The following is a 20011-nucleotide window of genomic DNA, read 5'->3' as shown; positions in this document are numbered from 1 at the left end:
GGTGACCATCAGTCGTCTCCGTCGGAGTAGTGGACCCAGAATCGGCCGGTACGGAACAGGACCACGGTGACCAGGCCGATGGTGAGCAGGAAGACCCAGGCCATCGCGGAGGCGTAGCCCATCTCGAAGTTGGCGAAGCCCTTCAGATACAGCTGGAGCGTGTACATCAGGGTCGAGTCGACCGGGCCGCCGGTGCCGCCGGAGAGCACGAACGCCGAGGTGAAGCCCTGGAATCCGTGGATCGTCTCGAGCACCAGGTTGAAGAAGATGACCGGGGAGAGCATCGGCAGCGTGACGCTGAGGAACTTGCGCACGGTGCCCGCACCGTCCACCTCGGCCGCCTCGTAGAGCTCGACCGGCACCTGCTTGAGCCCGGCCAGGAAGATCACCATCGGAGCGCCGAACTGCCAGACGGCCAGCAGGATCAGCGTGCCGAGCGCGGTCGACGGGTCGTTGACCCAGGCCTTGCCCTCGATGCCGAACCAGCCGAGGAAGACGTTGAAGGCGCCGGTCCGGTCGAAGATGCTGCGCCAGATCATCGCCACGGCGACGCTGCCGCCGAGCAGCGACGGCAGGTAGAACAGGCCGCGGAACAGCCCGGCACCGCGGAACGAGCGGTTCAGCAGGAGCGCCACGCCCAGCGCGGCGCCCAGCTTGAGCGGGGTGCCGATCAGCGCGAAGACCAGTGTCACCCGGACCGCGTGCCAGAAGGCCGGGTCGTCGGTGAACATCGTGCGGTAGTTGTCCAGCCCGACCCACTGGATGTCGGACCACGGGCTGAGGATGTCGTAGTCGGTGAAGCTCAGGTAGAGCGACACCAGCATCGGGATCGCGGTGACCAGCGCGAGGCCGAGCAGCCACGGGGACAGGAAGACGTATCCGGCGCGCCCGTCGTCGCGGTGCCGGGCGGGCCGGGCCCGCCGCTGGTGAGCGGCGGGCCCGGACTGCGGCCGGGGTTGGGTCGGCCGGGTGGTGACGGACACGTTGCTCACCCGGAGACCGCGGCCTTGGCGGCGTTGAAGAACTGTTCGGCGGCCTGGGCCGGGGTGGCGGTGCCGAACTGGGCGGCCTCGGCGGCCTTGCGAAGCTCCGTCTTGACCGTGCTGTGGCCCTTCGGCGGTACGGCCGGCGACGGGCCGAACTTCTTGACCAGCTCGTCCTCGAGCGCGATGGAGGCCTTCATCGCCGGGTCGGTCACGGTGGCCGCGACCTGGGCCCGCAGGTCCAGGTTGGACGGCAGGCCGCGGTCGGTGCCGAGGATCTTGACCGCCTCCGGGTCGTTGGCCAGGAAGTTCAGCACATCGATCGCGGCGTCCTTGTGCTTGCTGCCCCGGTAGATCGAGAGGTACATCGAGGCGCGCGCCCACTGCGCCGACGGGTCACCCGGGTAGGCCACCACGCCGAGCTCGTCCTTGGTGTTCTTCTGGATGTCCGGCATCTGGTTGGCCCACACCCACGAGGTGAGCGCCTTGCCGGTGACCACGGTCTGCTTGGTGATGTCGGTTTCGTTGCCCTCGTGGATCACGTCCGCGGTCGGGGTCGCCTTCGCGTCCCGGGCGCCCTTCCACAACTCGAACCACTTCTGCACGTCCTCCTTGGTGAAGGCGAGCTGGTTGCCGTTGTAGAGGTCCTTGCCGTTCTGACGCAGCCACACCCACATCGCCTTGTAGTCGGCGCTCGGGTCCATGGTGCCGGGGATCTTGGTGGCGGGGCCGGCCTTCTGCGCCCAGGCGATCAGCTCCTCCCAGCTCATCCCGGTCTTGGGCAGCTCCTGCTTGGCGGCCTCCAGCTTGGTCTTGTTGAAGACCAGGCCCTGGGTGTTCTCGCCCATGGCCATGCCGGCGAGCTTGCCGTCGACCACGCCGTACTTCCAGAGGCTCTCCGGGAACTTCGTGATGTCCAGCTTGGCGCTGTCCTTGTACGGGGTGAGGTCCTCGGTGACGTTGCGGGTCGCGTACTCGGCCAGGTAGTTGTCGTCGATCTGGAAGATGTCCGGCGCGTCCGAGCCGGCCGTCAGCGTCGCGAGCTTGTCGAAATAGCCCTGGTTCGCCTGCCACGTCGTCTTGAACTTGATGTCCGGGTGCTTCGAGGTGTAGAGGTCGAGCGCCTGCTGGGTCAGCTTGGCCCGGGCCTCGCCGCCCCACCAGAAGAAGGTGAGTTCCGTCTTTCCGTCCTTGCTGCCGGAGTCGTCACCGCCGCAACCGGCGAGGGCCAGCGGCAGGACGAGAGCGGCGGCCATCAGGCCGCGCAACATTCGGGGTGCGGTCATGGGGATGGGTCACTCCTTGGCGTATGCGGCGACCTGCGTGGCGGTCGCGCCGGCCGGGGCGTACGGCCCGGGCCCGGTGGAGTTACGGATGACCAGATCGGTCCGGAGGGTGACCTGTCCGGTGGCGCCGTCGTCGCCCTGTTGAAGCAGCATGTCGACGGCGGCGCGCCCGGCGGCCGCGGTCGGGTTCGCAACGGTGGTGAGGGTGGGACGGACCAGCGCGCCGGCCGCGATGTCGTCGAAGCCGACGACGCTGATCCGTTCGGGTACGGCGACCCCACGGTCCTGCAACGCCTGGAGCAGGCCGATGGCCATCAGGTCGTTGTAGGCGAGCACCGCGGTGGCGCCGGTGGCGAGCACCGCCTCGGCGGCGTCCGCGCCGGCCGAGGAGATCGGCTGGTGCGGGCCGAGGACGGTGAGTTCCGCTCCACCGGCCCGGGCGGCGGCCCCGGCGGCCTTGCGGATCTCCCGATTGGTCCACGAGCCGCGCGGACCGGACAGGTAGACGAGGTGGCGGTGGCCCAGGTCGACGAGATGGCGGACGGCCGAGCGCGCGCCCGTGCCGACGTCCATCACCACCGCCGGAAGCCCGTCGATCAGGCGGTTCACGACGACCAGGGGGACCTCGCGGCGCGCGAGTTCGATCTGGTCGTCGCTCATCCGGGGACTGCAGAGCAGGATCCCGTCGACCTGCTTGGCCAAGGCCCGGACGAGGTCGGCCTCGACGACCGGGTCCTCGTCGGTGTCGGCGACGAAGACGTGGTAGTCGCGCCGCCGGGCGTGGGTCTCGGCCGCCTTGATCATGGGCGGGAAGAACGGGTTGGCGATATCGGCCACGATCAGGCCGATGTTGTGGGTCCGCCCGGTGATGAGTGCCCGTGCGGCCCGGTTCGGGCGATAGCCCAGTTGCTCCGCGGTGGCCAGCACCCGCGTGCGTGTCTCGGGGTTGACCAGGTGCGGCGCCGAGAAGGTGCGCGACACCGTGGAGATGTGCACTCCGGATGCCTTAGCGACGTCCCGGATGGTCACGGCCACGGTTGCTCCCCCTCGGATGTGATCCGGCTCTCTCTGGTGGAGCCATTAATGCAAACGGTTGCTGACGTGTCAACGGCCTTCAATGTCCTATCTGTTGCCGCCGCATGTCGTAGATGCGGCAAATTTGGACATACTCGGGTCGTCCATTGACTTCCATCGTCATCTGATCCCTAATCTGTTGCAAACGTTTGCCGAATGGAGGCGTCGGAATGATCCGGTTTGCCTTGGTGGGCGCCGGTGCCCGGGCCGGGATGTTCCTCCGGGCGCTCACCACCGACCACGCCGACGTGGCCTCGCTGGTCGCCCTTGCCGACACCAACCCCGCGCGGCTCGCCGTCCACACCAGACGGCTCGGGACGGAGATCCCCGTCTACGACGCCGCCGACTTCACCGAGATGCTCAAGCGCGAACGGGTCGACGTCGTGCTGGTCACCACCGTCGATCGTTACCACGAGCAGTATCTGGTGGCGGCCATGGAAGCGGGCTGCGACGCGGTCACCGAGAAGCCGATGACCGTGGACGCCGCCTCGTGCCGGCGGATTCTGGAAACCCAGCGCAGGACCGGCCGCCGGGTCCGGGTCACCTTCAACTACCGGTACAACCCGCTGCACGAGGCGGTGAAGCGGGTTCTGAGCTCCGGCGAGATCGGCGAGATCGGCTCGGTGCACTTCGAGTGGCTGCTCGACGTCCGGCACGGCGCCGACTACTTCCGCCGCTGGCACCGCGACAAGGCGAACTCCGGGGGCCTGCTGGTGCACAAGGCCGGCCACCACTTCGACCTGGTCAACTGGTGGCTGGACGACGCGCCCGCGCAGGTGTTCGCGGCCGGGCGGCTGTTCTTCTACGGCGAGACGGGACGGCGGCACGGGTACGCCCGGGACTACGAGCGTGCCCACGGCGCGCCCGCGGCCGAGGGGGACCCGTTCGCGCTGCGGATGGCGGACGAGCCGGCGATGCGCGAGCTCTACCTCGAGGCGGAGAGGCACGACGGATACCTCCGGGACCGCAACGTCTTCGGGCCCGGCGTGACCATCGAGGACGACATGGCGGTGCTGGTCCGCTTCGCCAAGGGCGCCTCGATGAGCTATCACCTGACGGCGTACGCGCCCTGGGAGGGCTACCGGGTGATGTTCAACGGCAGCCGGGGCCGCCTGGAGCTCGAGGTCGTCGAGACCGACCACGTCGCGCCGGCCGCGGCCGCCGGGGTCAAGGGCGAGCCCGGTTCGGTCTCGACCGCCGAGCGGGGCTGGCGGCGCCTGCTGGTCCGGCCGTTCTGGGCGCCGCCGTGTGAGATCAGTGTGGACGGTTACTCCCGGCAGGGGCACGGTGGAGCCGATGTGCGCATGCTCGCCGACCTGCTGCGGCCCGACGCGCCCGCCGACCCGCTCGGCCGGACGGCGAACGCCGTGGACGGCGCCCGCGCCCTGCTCACCGGCCTGGCCGCCAACGAAAGCCTGGCAACCGGACAGGCCGTCCGCGTGCAAGACCTCCTAGATCTCGAGGAGCTCAGTTGACACTGTTCCCCGCCGAGGCGACCCAGCGTGAGATCGCCCGTGAGCTCTACGCCCACGCCCGCGACCTGCCGCTGATCAGCCCACACGGCCACGTCGACCCGGCGCTGCTGGCGAACGACGAATCGTTCCCCGACCCCGCCCGGCTCTTCGTGGTGCCGGACCACTACGTCACCCGGATGCTGGCCAGCCAGGGCATCCCGCCCGCCCGGCTGGGCGTGCCCAGCGTCGACGGAAGCGAGGTGGAGACGGACGGCCGGGCCATCTGGCGGCTGCTCGCGTCGAACTGGCACCTGTTCCGCGGCACCCCGTCCCGGCTGTGGACGGAGAAGGTCTTCGCCGAGGTCTTCGGGGTGGAGAAGCGACTGTCCGCGGAGACCGCGGACGAGATCTACGACGAGCTGTCCGCCCGGCTGGCCGAGCCGGCGTACCGGCCGCGGGCGCTGTTCACCCGGTTCAACATCGAGGTCCTGGCGACCACCGAGAGCCCGATCGACGACCTGTCGGTGCACGCGAAGCTCGCCGCCGACGGCTGGGGCGGCCCGGGCGGCCGGGTGATCACCACGTTCCGGCCGGACAACCTGGTCGACATGGAGTGGGCAGGCTGGGCCGGGCGGGTGGCGACGCTCGGCGAGCTGACCGGGCGCGACGTCGGGACCTACCCGGGCTTCCTCGCCGCGCTGCGGGCCCGCCGTGAGGTGTTCGTCGCGGCCGGCGCCACCAGCTCCGACCACGGCCACCCCACGGCGGTGACCCTGAACCTGAGCGACGCCGACGCGGCCGTGCTCTACCGCAAGGGGCTCGGCGGCGCCGCCGACGCGAAGGACGCCGAGGCGTTCCGCGCGCACATGCTCGTCGAGTTCGCCCGGATGTCCCTCGACGACGGCCTGGTGATGCAGCTGCACCCGGGCTCGGTGCGCAACCACAACCGGGCGCTGCACGCCCGGCACGGCCGCGACGTGGGCGGCGACATCCCGTCCGCCACCGAGTACGTCCAGGCGCTGCGCCCGCTGCTGGACGCCCACGGCGACGACCCGCGCCTGCGGATCGTCCTCTACACCCTGGACGAGACCGCGTTCACCCGCGAACTCGCCCCGCTCGCCGGCGGATACCCCGCCCTCTACCTGGGCGCACCGTGGTGGTTCCTGGACAGCCCGGAGGGCCTGCGCCGGTTCCGGGAGACGGTCACCGAGAGCGCCGGCTTCTACAACACCGCCGGCTTCGTCGACGACACCCGCGCCTTCTGCTCGATCCCGGCCCGGCACGACGTGGCCCGGCGGGTCGACGCCGGTTTCCTGGCCCGCCTGGTCGCCGAGGGGCGCCTGCCGCTCGACGAGGCCGCCGAGACCATCGCCGACCTCGCGTACCACCTGCCCAAGAAGGTCTTCCGCCTGGACGGATCGGCATGACGGTGACCACGAGACTCGGCCTCGCCGCCCTGAACGGCCTCGCCCCCGACCGCCGCCCCGCGGTGCGCCCCGGTGACGTCCGGTCCGGCATCGTGCACCTCGGGCTCGGCGCGTTCCACCGGGCCCACCAGGCCATCTACACCGAGACCGCGGTCGCCGTGGCCGGCGGCGACTGGGGGATCCTCGGGGTCGCGCCGCGCTCCCGCGACGTCCTGGACAAGCTGCGCGCGCAGCACCGGCTCTACAGCGTGCTCACGGTCGGCGGCGACGGTGGGGATCACGCCCGCACGGTCGGCATCCTGTCCGGATTAGGTCATGCCGCCGGGGATCCGTACGGAGTGGTCGCGGCGATCGCCGACCCGGGGATCCGGATCGTGACGATGACCGTGACCGAGAAGGCGTACCGGCTGGGCCCGGACGGGAGACTGCTGCTCGACGACGATCTGCGAGCGCAGCTGACCGGGGCCGCGCCACCCACCAGCGTGCCCGCGTTGCTGGTCCGGGCGCTGCTCACCCGGCAGGCGCCGCTGACCGTGCTGTGCTGCGACAACCTGCAGAACAACGGCCCCCGGATCCGCGGGATGGTCGAGCAGGCCCTCGAGGTGGCCGGCGCCTCGATGCCGGGCGGCGTCGAGTTCCCGGCCAGCATGGTGGACCGGATCGTGCCCGCGACCAGCGCGGATCACCTCCGGCGGGCGGCCCTGGCGCTCGGCGTGGCGGACAGTGTGCCGGTGGTCGCCGAGCCGTTCCACCAGTGGGTGATCGAGGACCGGTTCCCGGGCGGGCGACCCGATTGGGCAGCCGCCGGCGCGATCATGACGACCGACGTGGCGCCCTGGGAGCTGCTCAAGCTGCGGGCGCTCAACTCGGTGCACTCGGCCTGCGCGTACCTCGGGGCCCTGGCCGGGCGCGAGATGATCGCGGAGGCGCTGGAACTGCCCGGGATGGGCGGTCTTCTGCGAAGGTTTCTCGTCGAGGACATCGCGCCGACCATCGACCCGCCGGCCGGGGTAACCGTCCAGGGCTACGGCGAGACCGCGCTCGAGCGCTTCGCCAATCAAGAACTCGGCCATCGTACGCATCAGGTCGCCATGGACGGCTCGCAGAAACTCCCGCACCGGCTCCTCGGCACGATCGCCGACCGCCGCCGCGAGGGTGCGATGCCGGTGTGGGCCGCGCTGGTGCTGGCCGGGTGGATGCGATTTGCCCGTGGATACGCCGACGACGGCTCGGTGCTGCCCCTCGACGATCCGCTCGCCGGGCGGATCCGGGAGGTGCTCGCCGGTGCGCCGGACACCCCGCAGGGGCTGGTCGACGCGCTGCTCGGACTCTCCGAGGTGTTCCCGGCCGGGATCGCCGCGGACGCCGGGCTGCGGACCGAGTTGATCCGCTGGTCGGGGGAGTTGGCGAGACACGGCGCGGCGGCGACCATCGCGGCGGTCGGGCGATGATTCCCCGGGTCGCACTGGTGGGCGCCGGCGGACATGGCATCTCTCATCGCCGTACGCTCAAGGATCTCGAAGGTCGTGGGGTCCTCAAGATCGCGGCGTTCTGCGACCGAAACCCGGTCGAGCCGGAGCCGGGGGTGCCGTTCTTCGACGATCACCGCGATCTGCTCGAGGCCGTCCGGCCGGAGGTCGTGATCATCTGTACGCCGCCGCACACGCACCTGCCGATCGCGCTGGACTGCCTCGCGGCCGGTGCGGACCTGCTGCTGGAGAAGCCGCCGGTGACCACCCTCGACGAGCACGCCCGGCTCGCCGCGGCGGTGCGCGAGTCGGGGCGGCGCTGCCAGGTGGGGTTCCAGGCGCTCGGGTCGGCGGCGCTGGGGCGGTTGTGCGCGGCGACCGCCGGGAGCACCGAGCCGGTCTCCGCGGCCGGGGCGTGGTGGCGGCCGGACAGCTACTACCGCCGGGCGCCGTGGGCGGGCCGGCAGGCCACGTTCGACGGCGCGCTGGTCAACCCGTTCGCACACGCGCTGATGCAGGCGCTCGTGGTGGCGGACGGGTTCGAGCCGGTCCTGATGGAGCTGGAGCGTTACCGGACCCGGGAGATCCAGACCGACGACTGCACGTTCCTGCGGCTGACCGGGGCGGACGGGCGGACCATCGTGGTGGCGGTGACGCTGGCCTCCGAGGTCTTCGTCGCCGGGGAGATCCAGGTCGGCGAAGCGGTTCTGGAGTACCCGACCGACCGGCTCCGGCTCGGAGCCGACGCCCCGTTCGAGGAGATCCCCGGCCGGATCGGACTGCTCGAGAACCTCCTCTCCGGAGCGGCCCTGATCGCCCCGCTCGAACGGACCAGGACCTTCACGGTGGTGGCCGAGGCCATCGTCGCCGCCCCGATGCCGGCGACGATCCCGCCCGGCGAGCTCGGGCCGCACCCGGAGGGCGGCGGGAGGATCCTGCCCGGCGTCCACGAACTCGTCCGGCAGGTCGCCGCCACCGGCCTCCTGCCGTCCGAAAGTGACATCACCTGGGCGGTCGCGCCGCACCGGGTGTCCCTCCAACAGGCGAAAGGAGTGTCCGATGCGCAAGCTGAGCACCGCTGAGCTCAAGGAACACCACCGTGGCCCGACGTTCACCAGCGTTCTGCCCGGCCACGTCGTGCAGAAGGGCGGCTTCCGGGTCTACGCGGAACCGGGCTTCCGCACCCACGACGAGCCGGGACGGCACGTGCACACCGTGCCCGAGATCTTCGTGATCGTGCAGGGCAGCGGTGTGATCGAGATCGAGGGCGTCGAGGTGGACGAGTTCCGGACGGGTGAGGCGGTGCTCTTCGAACCGGGTGAGGACCACCATCTGATCAGCCGGGGAGACCAGCCGCTGATCTTCGTGTGGATGCACCTGGAGCCCGCTCAATAACCTCTCGTGTCGCTTTTGGAGTGACCGTGTTTCGTAGAACCGCTCTCGTGCTGACGTCCGGCCTCCTCCTCGCCGGCGTCGCCACCGTCCCCGCATCCGCCGCGACCGTCACCGTTCCCGCCGCCGCCCGGGAAGTCCTCCCCGCGAACGACGGCTGGGCCTCCTCCACCACCGGAACCACGGGCGGCTCCGCCGCCACCGACGACCACGTGTTCGTCGTCCGCACCCGGGACGAACTCGCCGCCGCCTTGGCCGGCACCGACACCGCGCCCCGGATCGTGCTGGTCGCCGGCACGCTGCGCCCGAACGGTGACTGCGCGACCTACACCGACCCGGAGTACTCGCTGGACGCGTTCCTGGCCGCCTACCAGGGGACGACCGTCAAACCCACCGGCCCGCTCGAGGACGCCCGGGTTCGTTCCGCCAAGAACCAGGCCGCGGACATCCAGCTCAAGGTGCCGTCCAACACCACGATCCTCGGGCTGGCGAACGCCCGGCTGATCGGCCTCAACCTGCTGATCTCCGGCGTGGACAACGTCATCGTCCGTAACCTGCGCCTCGAGGACGCCGCCGACTGCTTCCCGGCCTGGGATCCGACCGACGGCTCGGCCGGCAACTGGAACTCCGCGTACGACCTGATCACGCTGACCGGTGGGACACACGTCTGGGCCGACCACAACACGTTCAGTGACGGCGACAACGTGGACTCGCTGCAGCCGCTCCACTACGGGCGGCCGTACCAGGTCCACGACGGGGCGCTGGACGTGATCCGGGCGTCCGACCTGGTGACGATCTCGTACAACGTCTTCCAGGAGCACGACAAGACGATGCTGATCGGCTCCACCAACACGGTCGGCGCGGACGTCGGCAAGCTCCGGGTCACCGTCCACCACAACCGGTTCGCCAACATCGGCCAGCGGGCGCCGCGCGTGCGTTTCGGCCAGGTGGACGTCTACGACAACTACTACTACGAGACCGACGAGGACTTCTACCAGTACTCCTGGGGCGTCGGCGTCTACTCGGCGATCTACGCCGAGAACAACTTCTTCCTGCGCAGCGCCGACATCCCGCTCGACGCCGTCGTCTACAACTGGGGCGGCCCCGGCATGACCGAGAAGGGCACCCTGATCCGCGTCGGCACCGGCAGGATCGCCGAGGTCAACCTGCTCGCCGAGTACAACGCCACCCACGACCCGGACCTGGGCACCGACGCCGGCTGGACGCCGGTGCTGCGCCCCGGTCCGCTGATCCCGACGGCCCAGGTGCCGTCGGTGGTCACGGCCCGGTCCGGCGCCGGCCGCCTCTGCCTCAGCTGACGGAGCTCAGCCGCGAGATGTGGACCGCTCGGGGCGGTCCACATCTCGCCGGGGCATCCGCGGGAAGCGTCATGCGCCGAATGTCAGCGGGGTGAACGGCATCGGCGAATGGGGGGTCGGGCGGTAGGCCAGGATGTAGTCGACGATCTCCTCCGGCGAAGCGTCCAGCAGGCTCCCCGGCGGGTAGACGAACAGCGCGGACGTGGTGTTGGGGTCGACGTTCGCATCGAAGAGACGCATGTAGAACTGCCGCTCCTCGAGGTCACCACCGAGCATGCGGTGGGCGATCTCGACCATCTCGTCGCGGGTGATGTCGGGGACCTCCGGCCGGGCGGGGTACCTGGCGTCGAGCACGAGCCACTCAACGTCCTGGTCGCAGCAGCGCCGCAAGTCCTCCGGAATGTAGTCGTGCCCGGTGTCCGCGTTCAGTGCGGCGATCTCGGCCACCACGGATCGGCCGTTCTCCAGCAGGTCGCCGATTCGTTCGATGGTGGCACGGAGCTCGGCGAGCCGCTCCTGCGAGATGACCGGCGCACAGAGTTCAGGGCGCAGTTCCACCAGGGCATTCTCCCATGCCGGACCGGTCAGGCGACCTGGTAGGAGCGGCGGACGTTGGTAAGGATGCCGGCGCGCAGGTCGGCGTCGGTGATCCAGAACGTCACGCTCACGATCTCGCCCCAGGCCGTGCCCTCTTCGGCCTCCACCTGCAGGAGCGGACGGTGACCGGTGACCTCGGGGCCCTGTTTGTCGGGGTAGCCGAGCAGTCGGTGACGTGGCGCCGGCAGCAGCGGGGAGAGGTCCTCCCAGAGGTCGATCATGTCGAGGACCCCCACGCCGAGGGCCTTGTCCGCGTCGTTCTGCCAGCTGGGTAGCGCGGCGAGCGGGGCCGGGACGAGCGGGAGCGGCGGGATCGTCCGGCGCCCGGCCGGGAGCGGGGCGACGGGGGAGCCGGCCACGTGCATGACTCGGCAGGCCTCGTCGCCCTCGGCCCCGGAGTAGGGCGCCGCGAAGTCGTCGTCGTGGAAGAACAGCAGGCGGCCGTCGGCGGTGAACGGCCAGGCGTCGCCGAGTAGTTCGGCCGCCTCGGCGCAGTCGATCTGGGCCAGCATGAGCATGGGAACGCCCTGGTAGGCCGGCCAGGGGAAGGCCGCCACCGACGGGTCGCCGCCGAACGCGCTCCAGCCCTCGTCGGCCGGCGCGTAGCCGATCGATGGCCGGGTCATCTCCAGGTAGGCCGTCGCCGTCTCCTCGGCGAAACGTGTGCGGACGATCGCGCGGACCTCGGGAGGGAGATTCATGGTCGCCGAGTCTGGCACAGGATTCGGCGGGAAACCGTGGTCGCGGACACAGGTGGGGGTCGGCCGTACCGGAAAGATCCTTATCCGTTAGGAATGGTGTTTCCCCAGCTCATCGGCGGTATGGCAGGCCGCTTTGAGAGGCGAGTCTTAACACCGCTGCCCCTCGTTCCTTAAGTTTTCCTTTAGTTCGATCCGGCTTGGGAGCGTTCCCGTAAGGACGGTTGAGAACGTCCGAGCAGGAAGGCGGCACACATGAAGCGCTACCGGAGCTACCGGAGCAACGCGGGTGGATCCAACGTCCGGCGCTGGCGGGTCGCCGGCATCGCGGGCGTCGCGGTGGCCCTGGTCGGTGTCGGGCTGGGCGTGGCGAACGCGGCGACCTCCGACGCCGTACCGACCGTCAACTGCCCGCAGGTCGCGCCGCAGCTGCCCGCGATCCCCGCCTCGGCGAAGGCCGAGGTCGAGCGGAACCTGGCACTGCTGAACACCCAGATCCAGGAGGCGAACAAGCGCCTGGCCAGCACGGTCGGTCAGGGTGGTCCGAACTTCATCCAGAACGCGATCCTCGGCCCGCTGAAGGGCAAGCGGGCGTCCACGATCGACCGGATCGCGATCTCGATCGGCCGGAGCGCGGCCAAGCCGAACCTGCCGGTCGACTCGCTCGCGACCTGCGGGCTGAACCAGAACGGTGGCGGGAACGCCGCGCCCGAGCCGACGGCGGTGACGGCCGCGGCCGGGAACGCCGGAGCGAACGGCGCCGGTGCCGTGCCGACCGTCAACTGCCCGGACGTGAAGATCAATGTCGCGATCCCGGCGTCGGCGCAGGCCGAGATCGATCAGAACCTGGCGCTGCTGCAGACCCAGATCCAGGAGGCGAACAAGCGCCTGGCCAGCACCGTCGGTCAGGGTGGTCCGAACTTCATCCAGAACGCGATCCTCGGCCCGCTGGAGGACAAGCGGTTCGCGGCGATCAACCGGATGGAGACCGCGATCGGGCGGGCCGCGGCCAAGCCGAACCTGAACGCCGAGGGCCTGTCGGCCTGCACGCTGAACGAGAACGGCGGTGGCGCCACGGGTGACCAGGGTGCCGGCGCCACGGCGGCGCCCACGGCCGCCGCGACCACGGCCGCGCCGGCCGGCGGCAACAACGGCGCCGTGCCGACCGTCAACTGCCCGGACGTGAAGATCAATGTCGCGATCCCGGCGTCGGCGCAGGCCGAGATCGACCGGAACCTGGCGCTGCTGCAGACCCAGATCCAGGAGGCGAACAAGCGCCTGGCCAGCACCGTCGGTCAGGGTGGTCCGAACTTCATCCAGAACGCGATCCTCGGCCCGCTGAAGGACAAGCGGTTCTCCACGATCAACCGGATGGAGACCGCGATCGGGCGCACCGCGGCCAAGCCGAACCTGAACGCCGAGGGGCTCTCCACCTGCTCCCTCAACCAGTGACAACCCGGTGAGAAAGGGGCCCTGCGGGGCCCCTTTTCTCACTTGCCGGTCCCGCTATGCTCGCTCTCGTTTTTGGAACGGGGGAGACTGTGGACGTACGACCGCCGGTACTGGTCCGGCGAAGCTCGGTGCTGTTCGGCGTGTGCGCGGTGGCGGCCACGATCCTCGGTGTCGCGGCGATCGCCTGCTGGGTGCGGGTCGGGGCGGTGGCCGACGCCTACCACACGCTGGCGTGGACCGACCAGGAGTTTCGTAGCCTGGACCAGGACGCCGACGGCCTGCGCTTCGGACTCGCCTTCAACATGGTCGTCGGGCCGGTGACCGCCGTGGTCACCGCGGTACTGACGTTCGCGCTGCGACGCCCGTGGCCGTGGGCGCGGATGACCGCCTTCTGGTTCGCCGGCCTCGCCGTCATGTTGCTGATCGTCGGTGTCGCCAGCATCGCGATGGACTCCTCCGGCGGCGATTCGCCGATCCCCGACCTGGCCAGCGTGGCCGACGCGCACCGTGATCTCGGCACCTACCCGCTCGCCGAGTGGTACGGGTACCTTTCCGTGCAGCTGGACCTGCTCCTCATCGGCGCGCTGATCGCCGCCGCGACCCACCTGTCGGGTCTCTCGGTGACCGACTTCTATCGTGCGGAGAGCCGGCAGGAGGATCCACGCTGGACCTCCTTCGTGCAGCTTCGCAAGGAGCGGCAGGAGCGGGGCATCTAGGCCCTGACATCGCGCGGCGCGTACGGCTTCGGACAGTGCCTGTGACGCGCTCCTTTCGCGGGCGACCCCGGATACGTGATAGAAATCCGGGCCAGCAAGAATGCCCCGACGACGAGGAGGGCCCGCGGTGCCAGGCAGTGCACGCATGATCACTGGGAGCAGTGTGATCGTGCATCTCGCGGTCGGCCCGCGCTCCACGCGTACCTTCTCGGTTCCAATGAAGGGCCTCCCCGCATGAAGCAGTTCAACAGCCAGATCGCCAACTTCTGGCAGGACTACGCCGCGCTGGTCCTGCTGGCCGGCGGTGTGCTGGGCGTCGCCCTGCTGATCGGCTTCGCCGTCTGGGCGAAACGCTCCAAGAAGCCGCTGCGGCCGATCGCGCTCTCGTTCAGCATGAACCTGGCGCTGCTGCTCAACGCCGAGGGCATGTGGGTGATCGCCACCGAGCAGCTGCAACTGCCCAAAGTGTTCGCGATCCTGGTCTTCGCGGTCTTCGAGATCTGCTTCCTGACCGCCACCAGCCTCGCCGCGGAGCAGTACCGCAACACCTCGGTCTACGGCCCGGACGGCAAGATCCTGACCCCCGGTCACCCCGGCCCGATGCTCTGGATCGCCGCGCTGATCGCCGCGGTCTCCGGCATCATCGTCGCCAGCAACGCGGTCACCGGCACCGAGAAGCTGCTGCGTCTCGCCGTGCCCTGCGTGATCTTCCTGATGTGGTGGGCCGCGCTGACCGCGGCCGGGCAGCGGGTGCGCCGCGGCCGGTTCGCGTACAGCCCACGCCGGATGGCCGAGCGCTGGGGCTGGCTGATCCCGGATGACGACCCGGACCTCGAGCGGATGGCCGGCGAGCGGCAGATGCGCCGCATGGTGATCAACCACCACCGGGTCAGCTCGGGCCGCTGGCCGAAGGGCTGGTGGCGCAGCCGGTTGCTGAAGGACGCCCGGACCGCCGGCGAGCCGGTGGTCGAGGACGTGATCGAGCAGCTCGCCCGGATCCAGCGGGTGATGGACCTGCTGATCCCCGCGGAGGCGCGGCCCGCCGCGGCGGTCGCCCCGGCGTCCGTCGCCGAGCTGATCGCCGCTCCGGCTCCGGTCGCGCCCGCCGCCGCTCCGATCGCGCCCGCCGCTCCCGCCGAGCCGGTCGCCGCCGGTCGCCCGGTTCAGCCGGTGCAGTTCACGCCGCCGGCCCTCGCCCCCGTGGCCGAGGAGGAGCCGGTGGAGGAGCCGGCGGACGAGCCGGTCGTGGTCCGGCCGACGGTGGCGCGGCTCGCCGCGCTGGTGAACTCGACCACGGAGACGCCGTCGCTCGGTGAGCGGCTGGCCGCGGCGGTCACCCCGGAGGAGCTGCTGGGGATGCCGGCGCCCGCCGAGACCTCGGCGGAGGTTCCGGCACCGCGTCTGCCCGCTGAGAACGGCAGCCCGGCGGCCGTGCCCGGTGCGGTGCCCGCGGTGCTCGGCTCGATCCCGGCCGTCCCGGCGCCCCGGCCCTTCATCTCGACCGCTCCGGTCACGCCGACGAACGGCGCCAACGGGGCGAACGGAACCAACGGCAGCAACGGGGCCAACGGGGCCAACGGCGCCGGTGCGGCCGGCGGGCGCGAGGTGCCCTCCTGGGCGGCCACCCCGACCGGTGCCCAGCGGGCCGTCAACATCGTCGGCTCCCCGTGGTGGCGGCTCGCCGTCGAGCGCCTCAGCCGCATGGTCGCGAGCGAGATCAACGCCGACAACCTGCCCGAGATGACCTACACCCGCACCGCTGAGCTGGTCCGGACCCTCGCCCCGCGGGTGCCGGACCTCGGCGAGGGCGTGGTCCGGTCGTTCGTCAACGACTACGTGCGCGAGATGAACGGTGAGCCGGGCGAGCCCGCCTTCCCCTGGCGTGACCTGCTCCCGGCCCCGGTCACCGCGCCGGTGGGCTCCGCGACCTGGATGGCGGCGATCGAGGACCTGCAGACCGCCCTCGTCGAGGAGATGGAGGGCAGCGACGAGACGGACCCGCGCGAGCTGGCGATGACGCTGGCGCCGAGCGTGCCGCGGCTGGACGAGGCGACCATCCGCGAGTTCGTCAACGACTACCTCGCCGCCCTCGGCGGTCAGCCGACCGGGGCCGACCAGCCGTGGCAGCACCTGCTGCCCCGGCCGCAGGGCGGCCGTGGTCCGAGCGACGAGGAGGTCCTCGAGCTCTTCGGCGCTCAGCTGCACGACCACCTGCGCGCCACCGGCAAGCTCACCCGCTACCGGGTGACCGCGGTGACCGGTGTCAAGAGCCGGCTGCAGGCCGACCGGATCAAGGCGGCCATCGAGGACCAGGCCGCGGAGACCACTCCGGCCTGACCTACTGTTCGACAAAGCGGCCCCGGATTCCTCCGGGGCCGCTTTTCTCAATCCGCCAGCCAGCCCGTCAGGTGCATGCCGTGAGTCGTGGTCGCGAGGATCGTCAGGGCCAGCCAGATCCCGGTGAGCACGGCCAGCCAGGTGGACATCCGGCGGTCGCCCCGCCGCCAGGCCTGCACCAGCGTCGCCGCCCCGAACGACAGCATGGCGAAGCCGATCGGGAAGATCAGCAACGCGATCAGCCGGCAGGCGCCGACAAACCAGATCAGCGGGTTCCACAACGATTCCGGCCCGATCCCGGGTATCGAATCCTTCGGATCGCCGAGCCGATCCAGGAAGGGATGCACAACCGCGCCGAGGTCGCCGGCGCGCACGGCCGCGATGATCAAAATCCCGTAACTGCCTGTCAGGTACGCGATGAGCAGCACGAGTTGCGTCGCGACCACGGCCCGTCCGGTGGTCGAGCGCCGGTGGGCCGGGTCGAGGTCAGTCACCCGCGCAATGTACCCGCAGGTCCCGGCCGGTAGGAGCCCGGTCAGGACGTGGAGGCGGCGCAGCTCTCCCGCCAGATGACGTCGGCCGGGGCCGGCTCGGAGAGCGGCCCCGCGTCGTCGCCGAGCGCCAGCGCCATCGCGCGCTCACCCATGTCGACCAGGGGAAGCCGGACCGTGGTCAGCGCGGGGGTGACGTCACGGGCGATCGGCATGTCGTCGAAGCCGGTCACCGAGATCCGGCCGGGGACGGCGATGCCGCGCTCGCGCAGGGTGGCGAGGGTGCCGACGGCCATCGAGTCGTTGAGCGCCAGGATCGCGGTGAGGTCGGGTGCGGCGGCGAGCAGCTCGGCGGCCGCAGCCGCACCGCCGTCCCGGGTGAAGTCGGCGTAGACGATCCGCTCCGCCGGCAGCGGGACGCCCAGCTCGTCGGCGGCCCGGCGGACCCCGGAGAGGCGGTCGGTGGTGGTGGTCAGCGCTCGCGGGCCGGCGATCACGCCGAAGCGGCGGTGGCCGAGGCCGAGCACGCGGCAGCCCAGCTCGTACGCCCCGGCCTCGTTCGCCGGCAGCACCGCGCTGCCGACCAGCTCGTGCCGGCCGATCACCGCGACCCGCCCGCCGCCCTGCTGGTACGCGTTGAGCTCGCCGTTGAGCCGGGCGGTGAACTCGTCGTCGTGATAGCCGGAGCCGGCCAGGATCAGCGCGTGCACCTGCTGCGCCCGCAGCAGCGCGACGTACGCCAGCTCCCGTTCCGGCTCACGGTAGCTGTTGCAGATCACCAGCAGCCGGTCGTGTGCCGCGGCCTGCCGTTGCAGGCCCCGGGTGATCTCGGCGAAGTACGGGTCGGAGACGTCGTGCACGATCACCCCGACCGCGGACTTGCGTGGCCGGGCGACGTTCTGCGCGTGCGCGTTCGGCACGTAGTGCAGCTGGGCGACCGCGGCCAGGACCCGCTCCCGGAGCTCGGGCGCGACCTTCTTGGCACTGTCGTTGATCACGCGGGAGACGGTGGCGGGGGAGACCCCGGCCAGCCGGGCCACGTCTGCCAGGGTGACCGCCATCCGCACAGCATAGATAAAGATCCGTCCGCTCGGCGGCCCACCTCCGGCCGGGCGTGTCGGCCCCGCCCGGCAGCGTCACCATCGGGCCCGGACCCAGCCGGGCCCGAGGCCGCGCGGCGCGCCCGGAGCGGGCGGCGCGTCGCGCGGTGGTGCCACGGGACGGGAATGCTCGGCGGGAGACCCAGGTCGTACCGGAGAAGGGGTTTTGGGGTCAGCGGGCCAGGAGGGAGAGGGTGTCGATGACGCGGTTGGCGAAGCCCCATTCGTTGTCGTACCAGGCGACGACCTTGACCAGGCGGCCGTTGGCGGCGGTGAGCTGCGAGTCGAAGATGGACGACGCCGGGTTGCCGGTGATGTCGCTGGAGACCAGCGGATCGGTGGAGTACTCCAGGATGCCGCGCAGCGGACCGCTCGCGGCCGCCTCGAAGGCGCTGTTGATCTCTTCCGCGGTGACCGGGCGTTCGACCACGGCGTTGAGCTCGACCAGGGATCCGACCGGGACCGGGACGCGGACCGAGTAACCGGTGAGCCGGCCGACCAGGCGTGGCAGGACCAGGCCGATGGCGGTGGCGGCGCCGGTCGTCGTCGGGGCGATGTTGACCGCGGCGGCGCGGGCGCGGCGCAGGTCGCGGTGCGGGCCGTCCTGGAGGTTCTGCTCCTGGGTGTAGGCGTGGATCGTGGTCATCGAGCCGGTCTCGATCCCGGCCAGGTCGTCGAGGACCGACGCGATCGGGGCCAGGGCGTTCGTGGTGCAGGAGGCGTTCGAGAGCACGTGGTGCGCGGCCGGGTCGTAGTCGCCGTGGTTGAGACCGTAGGCGATGGTCAGGTCCGCGCCCTTGGACGGGGCGCCGACCAGGACCCGGCGGGCGCCGGCGGTGAGATGGGCGCGGGCGTCCGCGGCGGCGGTGAACCGGCCGGTGGATTCGAGGACGACGTCGACGTCCAGGTCCTTCCAGGGCAGATCTCCGGGGGTACGGACGGCGGTCACCTCGATCCGGCGACCGTCGACGACCAGGTGATCCGCGTGGGCCCGCACGGTACCGGTGTAACGACCCAGCGAGCTGTCGTAGCGCAGCAGGTGGGCCAGGGTGCCGGGATCGGTCAGGTCGTTGATCGCGACGATCTCGACGTCGCTGCCGGTGGCCGCGCGCAGGACGTTGCGGCCGATGCGTCCGAAACCGTTGATGGCGACCCGTTTTGCAGTGACTGGTGCTGTCATGTCTCCAGCGTCGTGTGCCGGCCGGCCGCGGGGCAGGTGGCGCAGCGCCAAGCTACGCAAGCTTGCCGCCAAAGGTCTTCCGGTACTCGCTCGGCGAGGTGCCGAGGATCCGCTGGAAGTGCATGCGCAGGTTGGCGCCGGTGCCGACGCCCACCCGCGCGGCGATCTGGTCGATCCCGAGTCCGCTGCGTTCCAGCAGCTCGCGAGCGAGGTCGACGCGGGCGCGCAGGACCCACTGCATCGGTGTGTAGCCGGTGTCCTGGACGAAGCGGCGGCCGAACGTGCGCGCCGAGACGCCGGCGTGGCGGGCCAGCACGTCGACCGTGAGCGGCTCCTCCAGGTGGCGCAGCGCCCACTCACGGGTCACGGCGAAGACGTCGCCGAGCGGCTCCGGGATGGTGCGCGGCACGTACTGGGACTGGCCGCCGCTGCGGTACGGCGCCGCGACCAGCACCCGGGCGATCGCGTTCGACGCCTGTACGCCGTGGTCGCGCCGGACGAGGTGCAGGCACAGGTCGATCCCGGCGGCCACCCCGGCCGAGGTGAGCACCTGCCCCTCGTCGACGAAGAGCACCCTGCCGTCCACCGTCACCTTCGGGTATTCGCGGGCCAGCACCGGCGCCAGCTGCCAGTGCGTGGTGGCCCGCAGCCCGTCCAGCAGGCCGGCCGCGGCCAGCGCGAACGCGCCGCCGCAGATGGAGACGATCCGGGTGCCGCGGAACGCCGCGGTCCGCAGCGCGTCCAGCACCCGGGGGTCGATCGGGCCGGCCGGGTTCGCGAAGCCCGGCACGATGATCGTGCCGGCCTCGTCGAGCGCCTCCAGCCCGGCGTCGACGTGGAGGCCGAGGCCGTCGCGCCCGGGCACCGGGCCGGCCTGCACCGCGCACGGCACCGACCGGTAGTTCAGGCCGTGCCGGGGAGCGAAGACCTGCGCCGGGATGCCGACGTCGAGGGGCGCGGCCCCGGGCAGGATGAGCGTTGCCACTGTATGTCCCCGCATGTCACCACTGTGCCGGGTGTGCCGGGTGCCCGGAAA

Annotated in this window: 18 protein-coding genes; 9 read left to right on the top strand and 9 right to left on the bottom strand. The window is 71.1% G+C overall.

What is annotated here, in order from left to right:
• Nucleotides 1–8 precede the first annotated feature (8 nt).
• The 3 genes from CHC09_RS18025 to CHC09_RS18015 are packed head-to-tail and all read right to left on the bottom strand — an operon-like array spanning nucleotide 9 to nucleotide 3304.
• Nucleotides 9–983 (bottom strand): carbohydrate ABC transporter permease, encoded by a 975-nt coding sequence (locus tag CHC09_RS18025; RefSeq protein ID WP_089294575.1) that lies wholly within the window; start codon nucleotides 981–983, stop codon nucleotides 9–11.
• 5 nt (nucleotides 984–988) lie between these two features.
• Entirely contained in the window at nucleotides 989–2269 is a 1281-nt protein-coding gene (locus CHC09_RS18020) for an ABC transporter substrate-binding protein (RefSeq protein WP_089294292.1), read from the bottom strand.
• Between the two features lie 9 nt (nucleotides 2270–2278).
• Complete coding sequence (locus CHC09_RS18015) at nucleotides 2279–3304, bottom strand: LacI family DNA-binding transcriptional regulator (protein ID WP_089294291.1); 1026 nt, start codon at nucleotides 3302–3304, stop codon at nucleotides 2279–2281.
• Between the two features lie 209 nt (nucleotides 3305–3513).
• On the opposite strand from CHC09_RS18015, the gene CHC09_RS18010 reads away from it, so the two are divergent.
• The 6 genes from CHC09_RS18010 to CHC09_RS17985 are packed head-to-tail and all read left to right on the top strand — an operon-like array spanning nucleotide 3514 to nucleotide 10404.
• On the top strand, nucleotides 3514–4818 hold the full coding sequence (locus CHC09_RS18010) for a Gfo/Idh/MocA family protein (protein WP_089294290.1): 1305 nt from the start codon (nucleotides 3514–3516) through the stop codon (nucleotides 4816–4818).
• A complete protein-coding gene (uxaC, locus tag CHC09_RS18005) occupies nucleotides 4815–6224 on the top strand; it encodes a glucuronate isomerase (RefSeq protein WP_089294289.1) in 1410 nt (469 codons plus the stop codon). The genes CHC09_RS18010 and uxaC overlap by 4 nt, the downstream gene beginning before the upstream one ends.
• Nucleotides 6221–7675: a mannitol dehydrogenase family protein gene (locus tag CHC09_RS18000; protein WP_089294288.1), complete on the top strand. Its 1455-nt coding sequence runs from the start codon at nucleotides 6221–6223 to the stop codon at nucleotides 7673–7675. Before uxaC ends, CHC09_RS18000 begins: the two co-directional genes overlap by 4 nt.
• Nucleotides 7672–8775 (top strand): Gfo/Idh/MocA family protein, encoded by a 1104-nt coding sequence (locus CHC09_RS17995; RefSeq protein WP_089294287.1) that lies wholly within the window; start codon nucleotides 7672–7674, stop codon nucleotides 8773–8775. The genes CHC09_RS18000 and CHC09_RS17995 overlap by 4 nt, the downstream gene beginning before the upstream one ends.
• The gene (locus tag CHC09_RS17990; protein WP_089294286.1) at nucleotides 8753–9088 is read left to right on the top strand and encodes a cupin domain-containing protein; all 336 of its coding nucleotides are present in this window, start codon (nucleotides 8753–8755) and stop codon (nucleotides 9086–9088) included. The genes CHC09_RS17995 and CHC09_RS17990 overlap by 23 nt, the downstream gene beginning before the upstream one ends.
• A 26-nt stretch (nucleotides 9089–9114) precedes the next feature.
• On the top strand, nucleotides 9115–10404 hold the full coding sequence (locus CHC09_RS17985) for a pectate lyase family protein (protein ID WP_089294574.1): 1290 nt from the start codon (nucleotides 9115–9117) through the stop codon (nucleotides 10402–10404).
• Nucleotides 10405–10473: 69 nt separating this feature from the next.
• Here the strand turns inward: CHC09_RS17985 and CHC09_RS17980 are convergent, their stop codons facing one another.
• Together CHC09_RS17980 and CHC09_RS17975 are read right to left on the bottom strand one after the other, a co-directional pair.
• The gene (locus tag CHC09_RS17980) at nucleotides 10474–10962 is read right to left on the bottom strand and encodes a hypothetical protein (protein ID WP_089294285.1); all 489 of its coding nucleotides are present in this window, start codon (nucleotides 10960–10962) and stop codon (nucleotides 10474–10476) included.
• Nucleotides 10963–10988: 26 nt separating this feature from the next.
• Nucleotides 10989–11702: a DUF1963 domain-containing protein gene (locus tag CHC09_RS17975; protein ID WP_089294284.1), complete on the bottom strand. Its 714-nt coding sequence runs from the start codon at nucleotides 11700–11702 to the stop codon at nucleotides 10989–10991.
• A 252-nt stretch (nucleotides 11703–11954) separates the two neighbouring features.
• Here CHC09_RS17975 and CHC09_RS17970 point away from each other — a divergent pair, with 252 nt between their 5' ends.
• From CHC09_RS17970 to CHC09_RS17960, 3 genes are all read left to right on the top strand, one after another.
• Entirely contained in the window at nucleotides 11955–13151 is a 1197-nt protein-coding gene (locus tag CHC09_RS17970) for a hypothetical protein (RefSeq protein WP_089294283.1), read from the top strand.
• An 89-nt stretch (nucleotides 13152–13240) separates the two neighbouring features.
• Nucleotides 13241–13867 carry a hypothetical protein gene (locus tag CHC09_RS17965; protein WP_089294282.1) on the top strand — a complete coding sequence of 209 codons (627 nt, stop codon included), beginning with the start codon at nucleotides 13241–13243 and terminating at the stop codon, nucleotides 13865–13867.
• 234 nt (nucleotides 13868–14101) lie between these two features.
• Nucleotides 14102–16204 carry a polycystic kidney disease 1-like 3 gene (locus CHC09_RS17960; RefSeq protein WP_089294281.1) on the top strand — a complete coding sequence of 701 codons (2103 nt, stop codon included), beginning with the start codon at nucleotides 14102–14104 and terminating at the stop codon, nucleotides 16202–16204.
• Nucleotides 16205–16251: 47 nt separating this feature from the next.
• Here the strand turns inward: CHC09_RS17960 and CHC09_RS17955 are convergent, their stop codons facing one another.
• From CHC09_RS17955 to CHC09_RS17940, 4 genes are all read right to left on the bottom strand, one after another.
• Nucleotides 16252–16650, bottom strand: coding sequence for a hypothetical protein (locus CHC09_RS17955; RefSeq protein ID WP_143232402.1), 399 nt, complete (start codon nucleotides 16648–16650; stop codon nucleotides 16252–16254).
• An 89-nt stretch (nucleotides 16651–16739) separates the two neighbouring features.
• The gene (locus CHC09_RS17950) at nucleotides 16740–17756 is read right to left on the bottom strand and encodes a LacI family DNA-binding transcriptional regulator (protein ID WP_089294279.1); all 1017 of its coding nucleotides are present in this window, start codon (nucleotides 17754–17756) and stop codon (nucleotides 16740–16742) included.
• A 211-nt stretch (nucleotides 17757–17967) separates the two neighbouring features.
• Complete coding sequence (gene gap / locus CHC09_RS17945; protein WP_089294278.1) at nucleotides 17968–18975, bottom strand: type I glyceraldehyde-3-phosphate dehydrogenase; 1008 nt, start codon at nucleotides 18973–18975, stop codon at nucleotides 17968–17970.
• A gap of 52 nt (nucleotides 18976–19027) precedes the next feature.
• Nucleotides 19028–19975, bottom strand: a complete 948-nt coding sequence (locus tag CHC09_RS17940) for a GlxA family transcriptional regulator (RefSeq protein ID WP_089294277.1) — start codon at nucleotides 19973–19975, stop codon at nucleotides 19028–19030.
• Nucleotides 19976–20011: the final 36 nt, after the last annotated feature.

The organism is Actinoplanes regularis (assembly GCF_900188005.1).
Taxonomy (GTDB): Bacteria; Actinomycetota; Actinomycetes; order Mycobacteriales; family Micromonosporaceae; genus Actinoplanes; species Actinoplanes regularis.
Note: the sequence above shows the minus strand (reverse complement) of the source record. Positions and strands in the feature narration are given on the sequence as shown.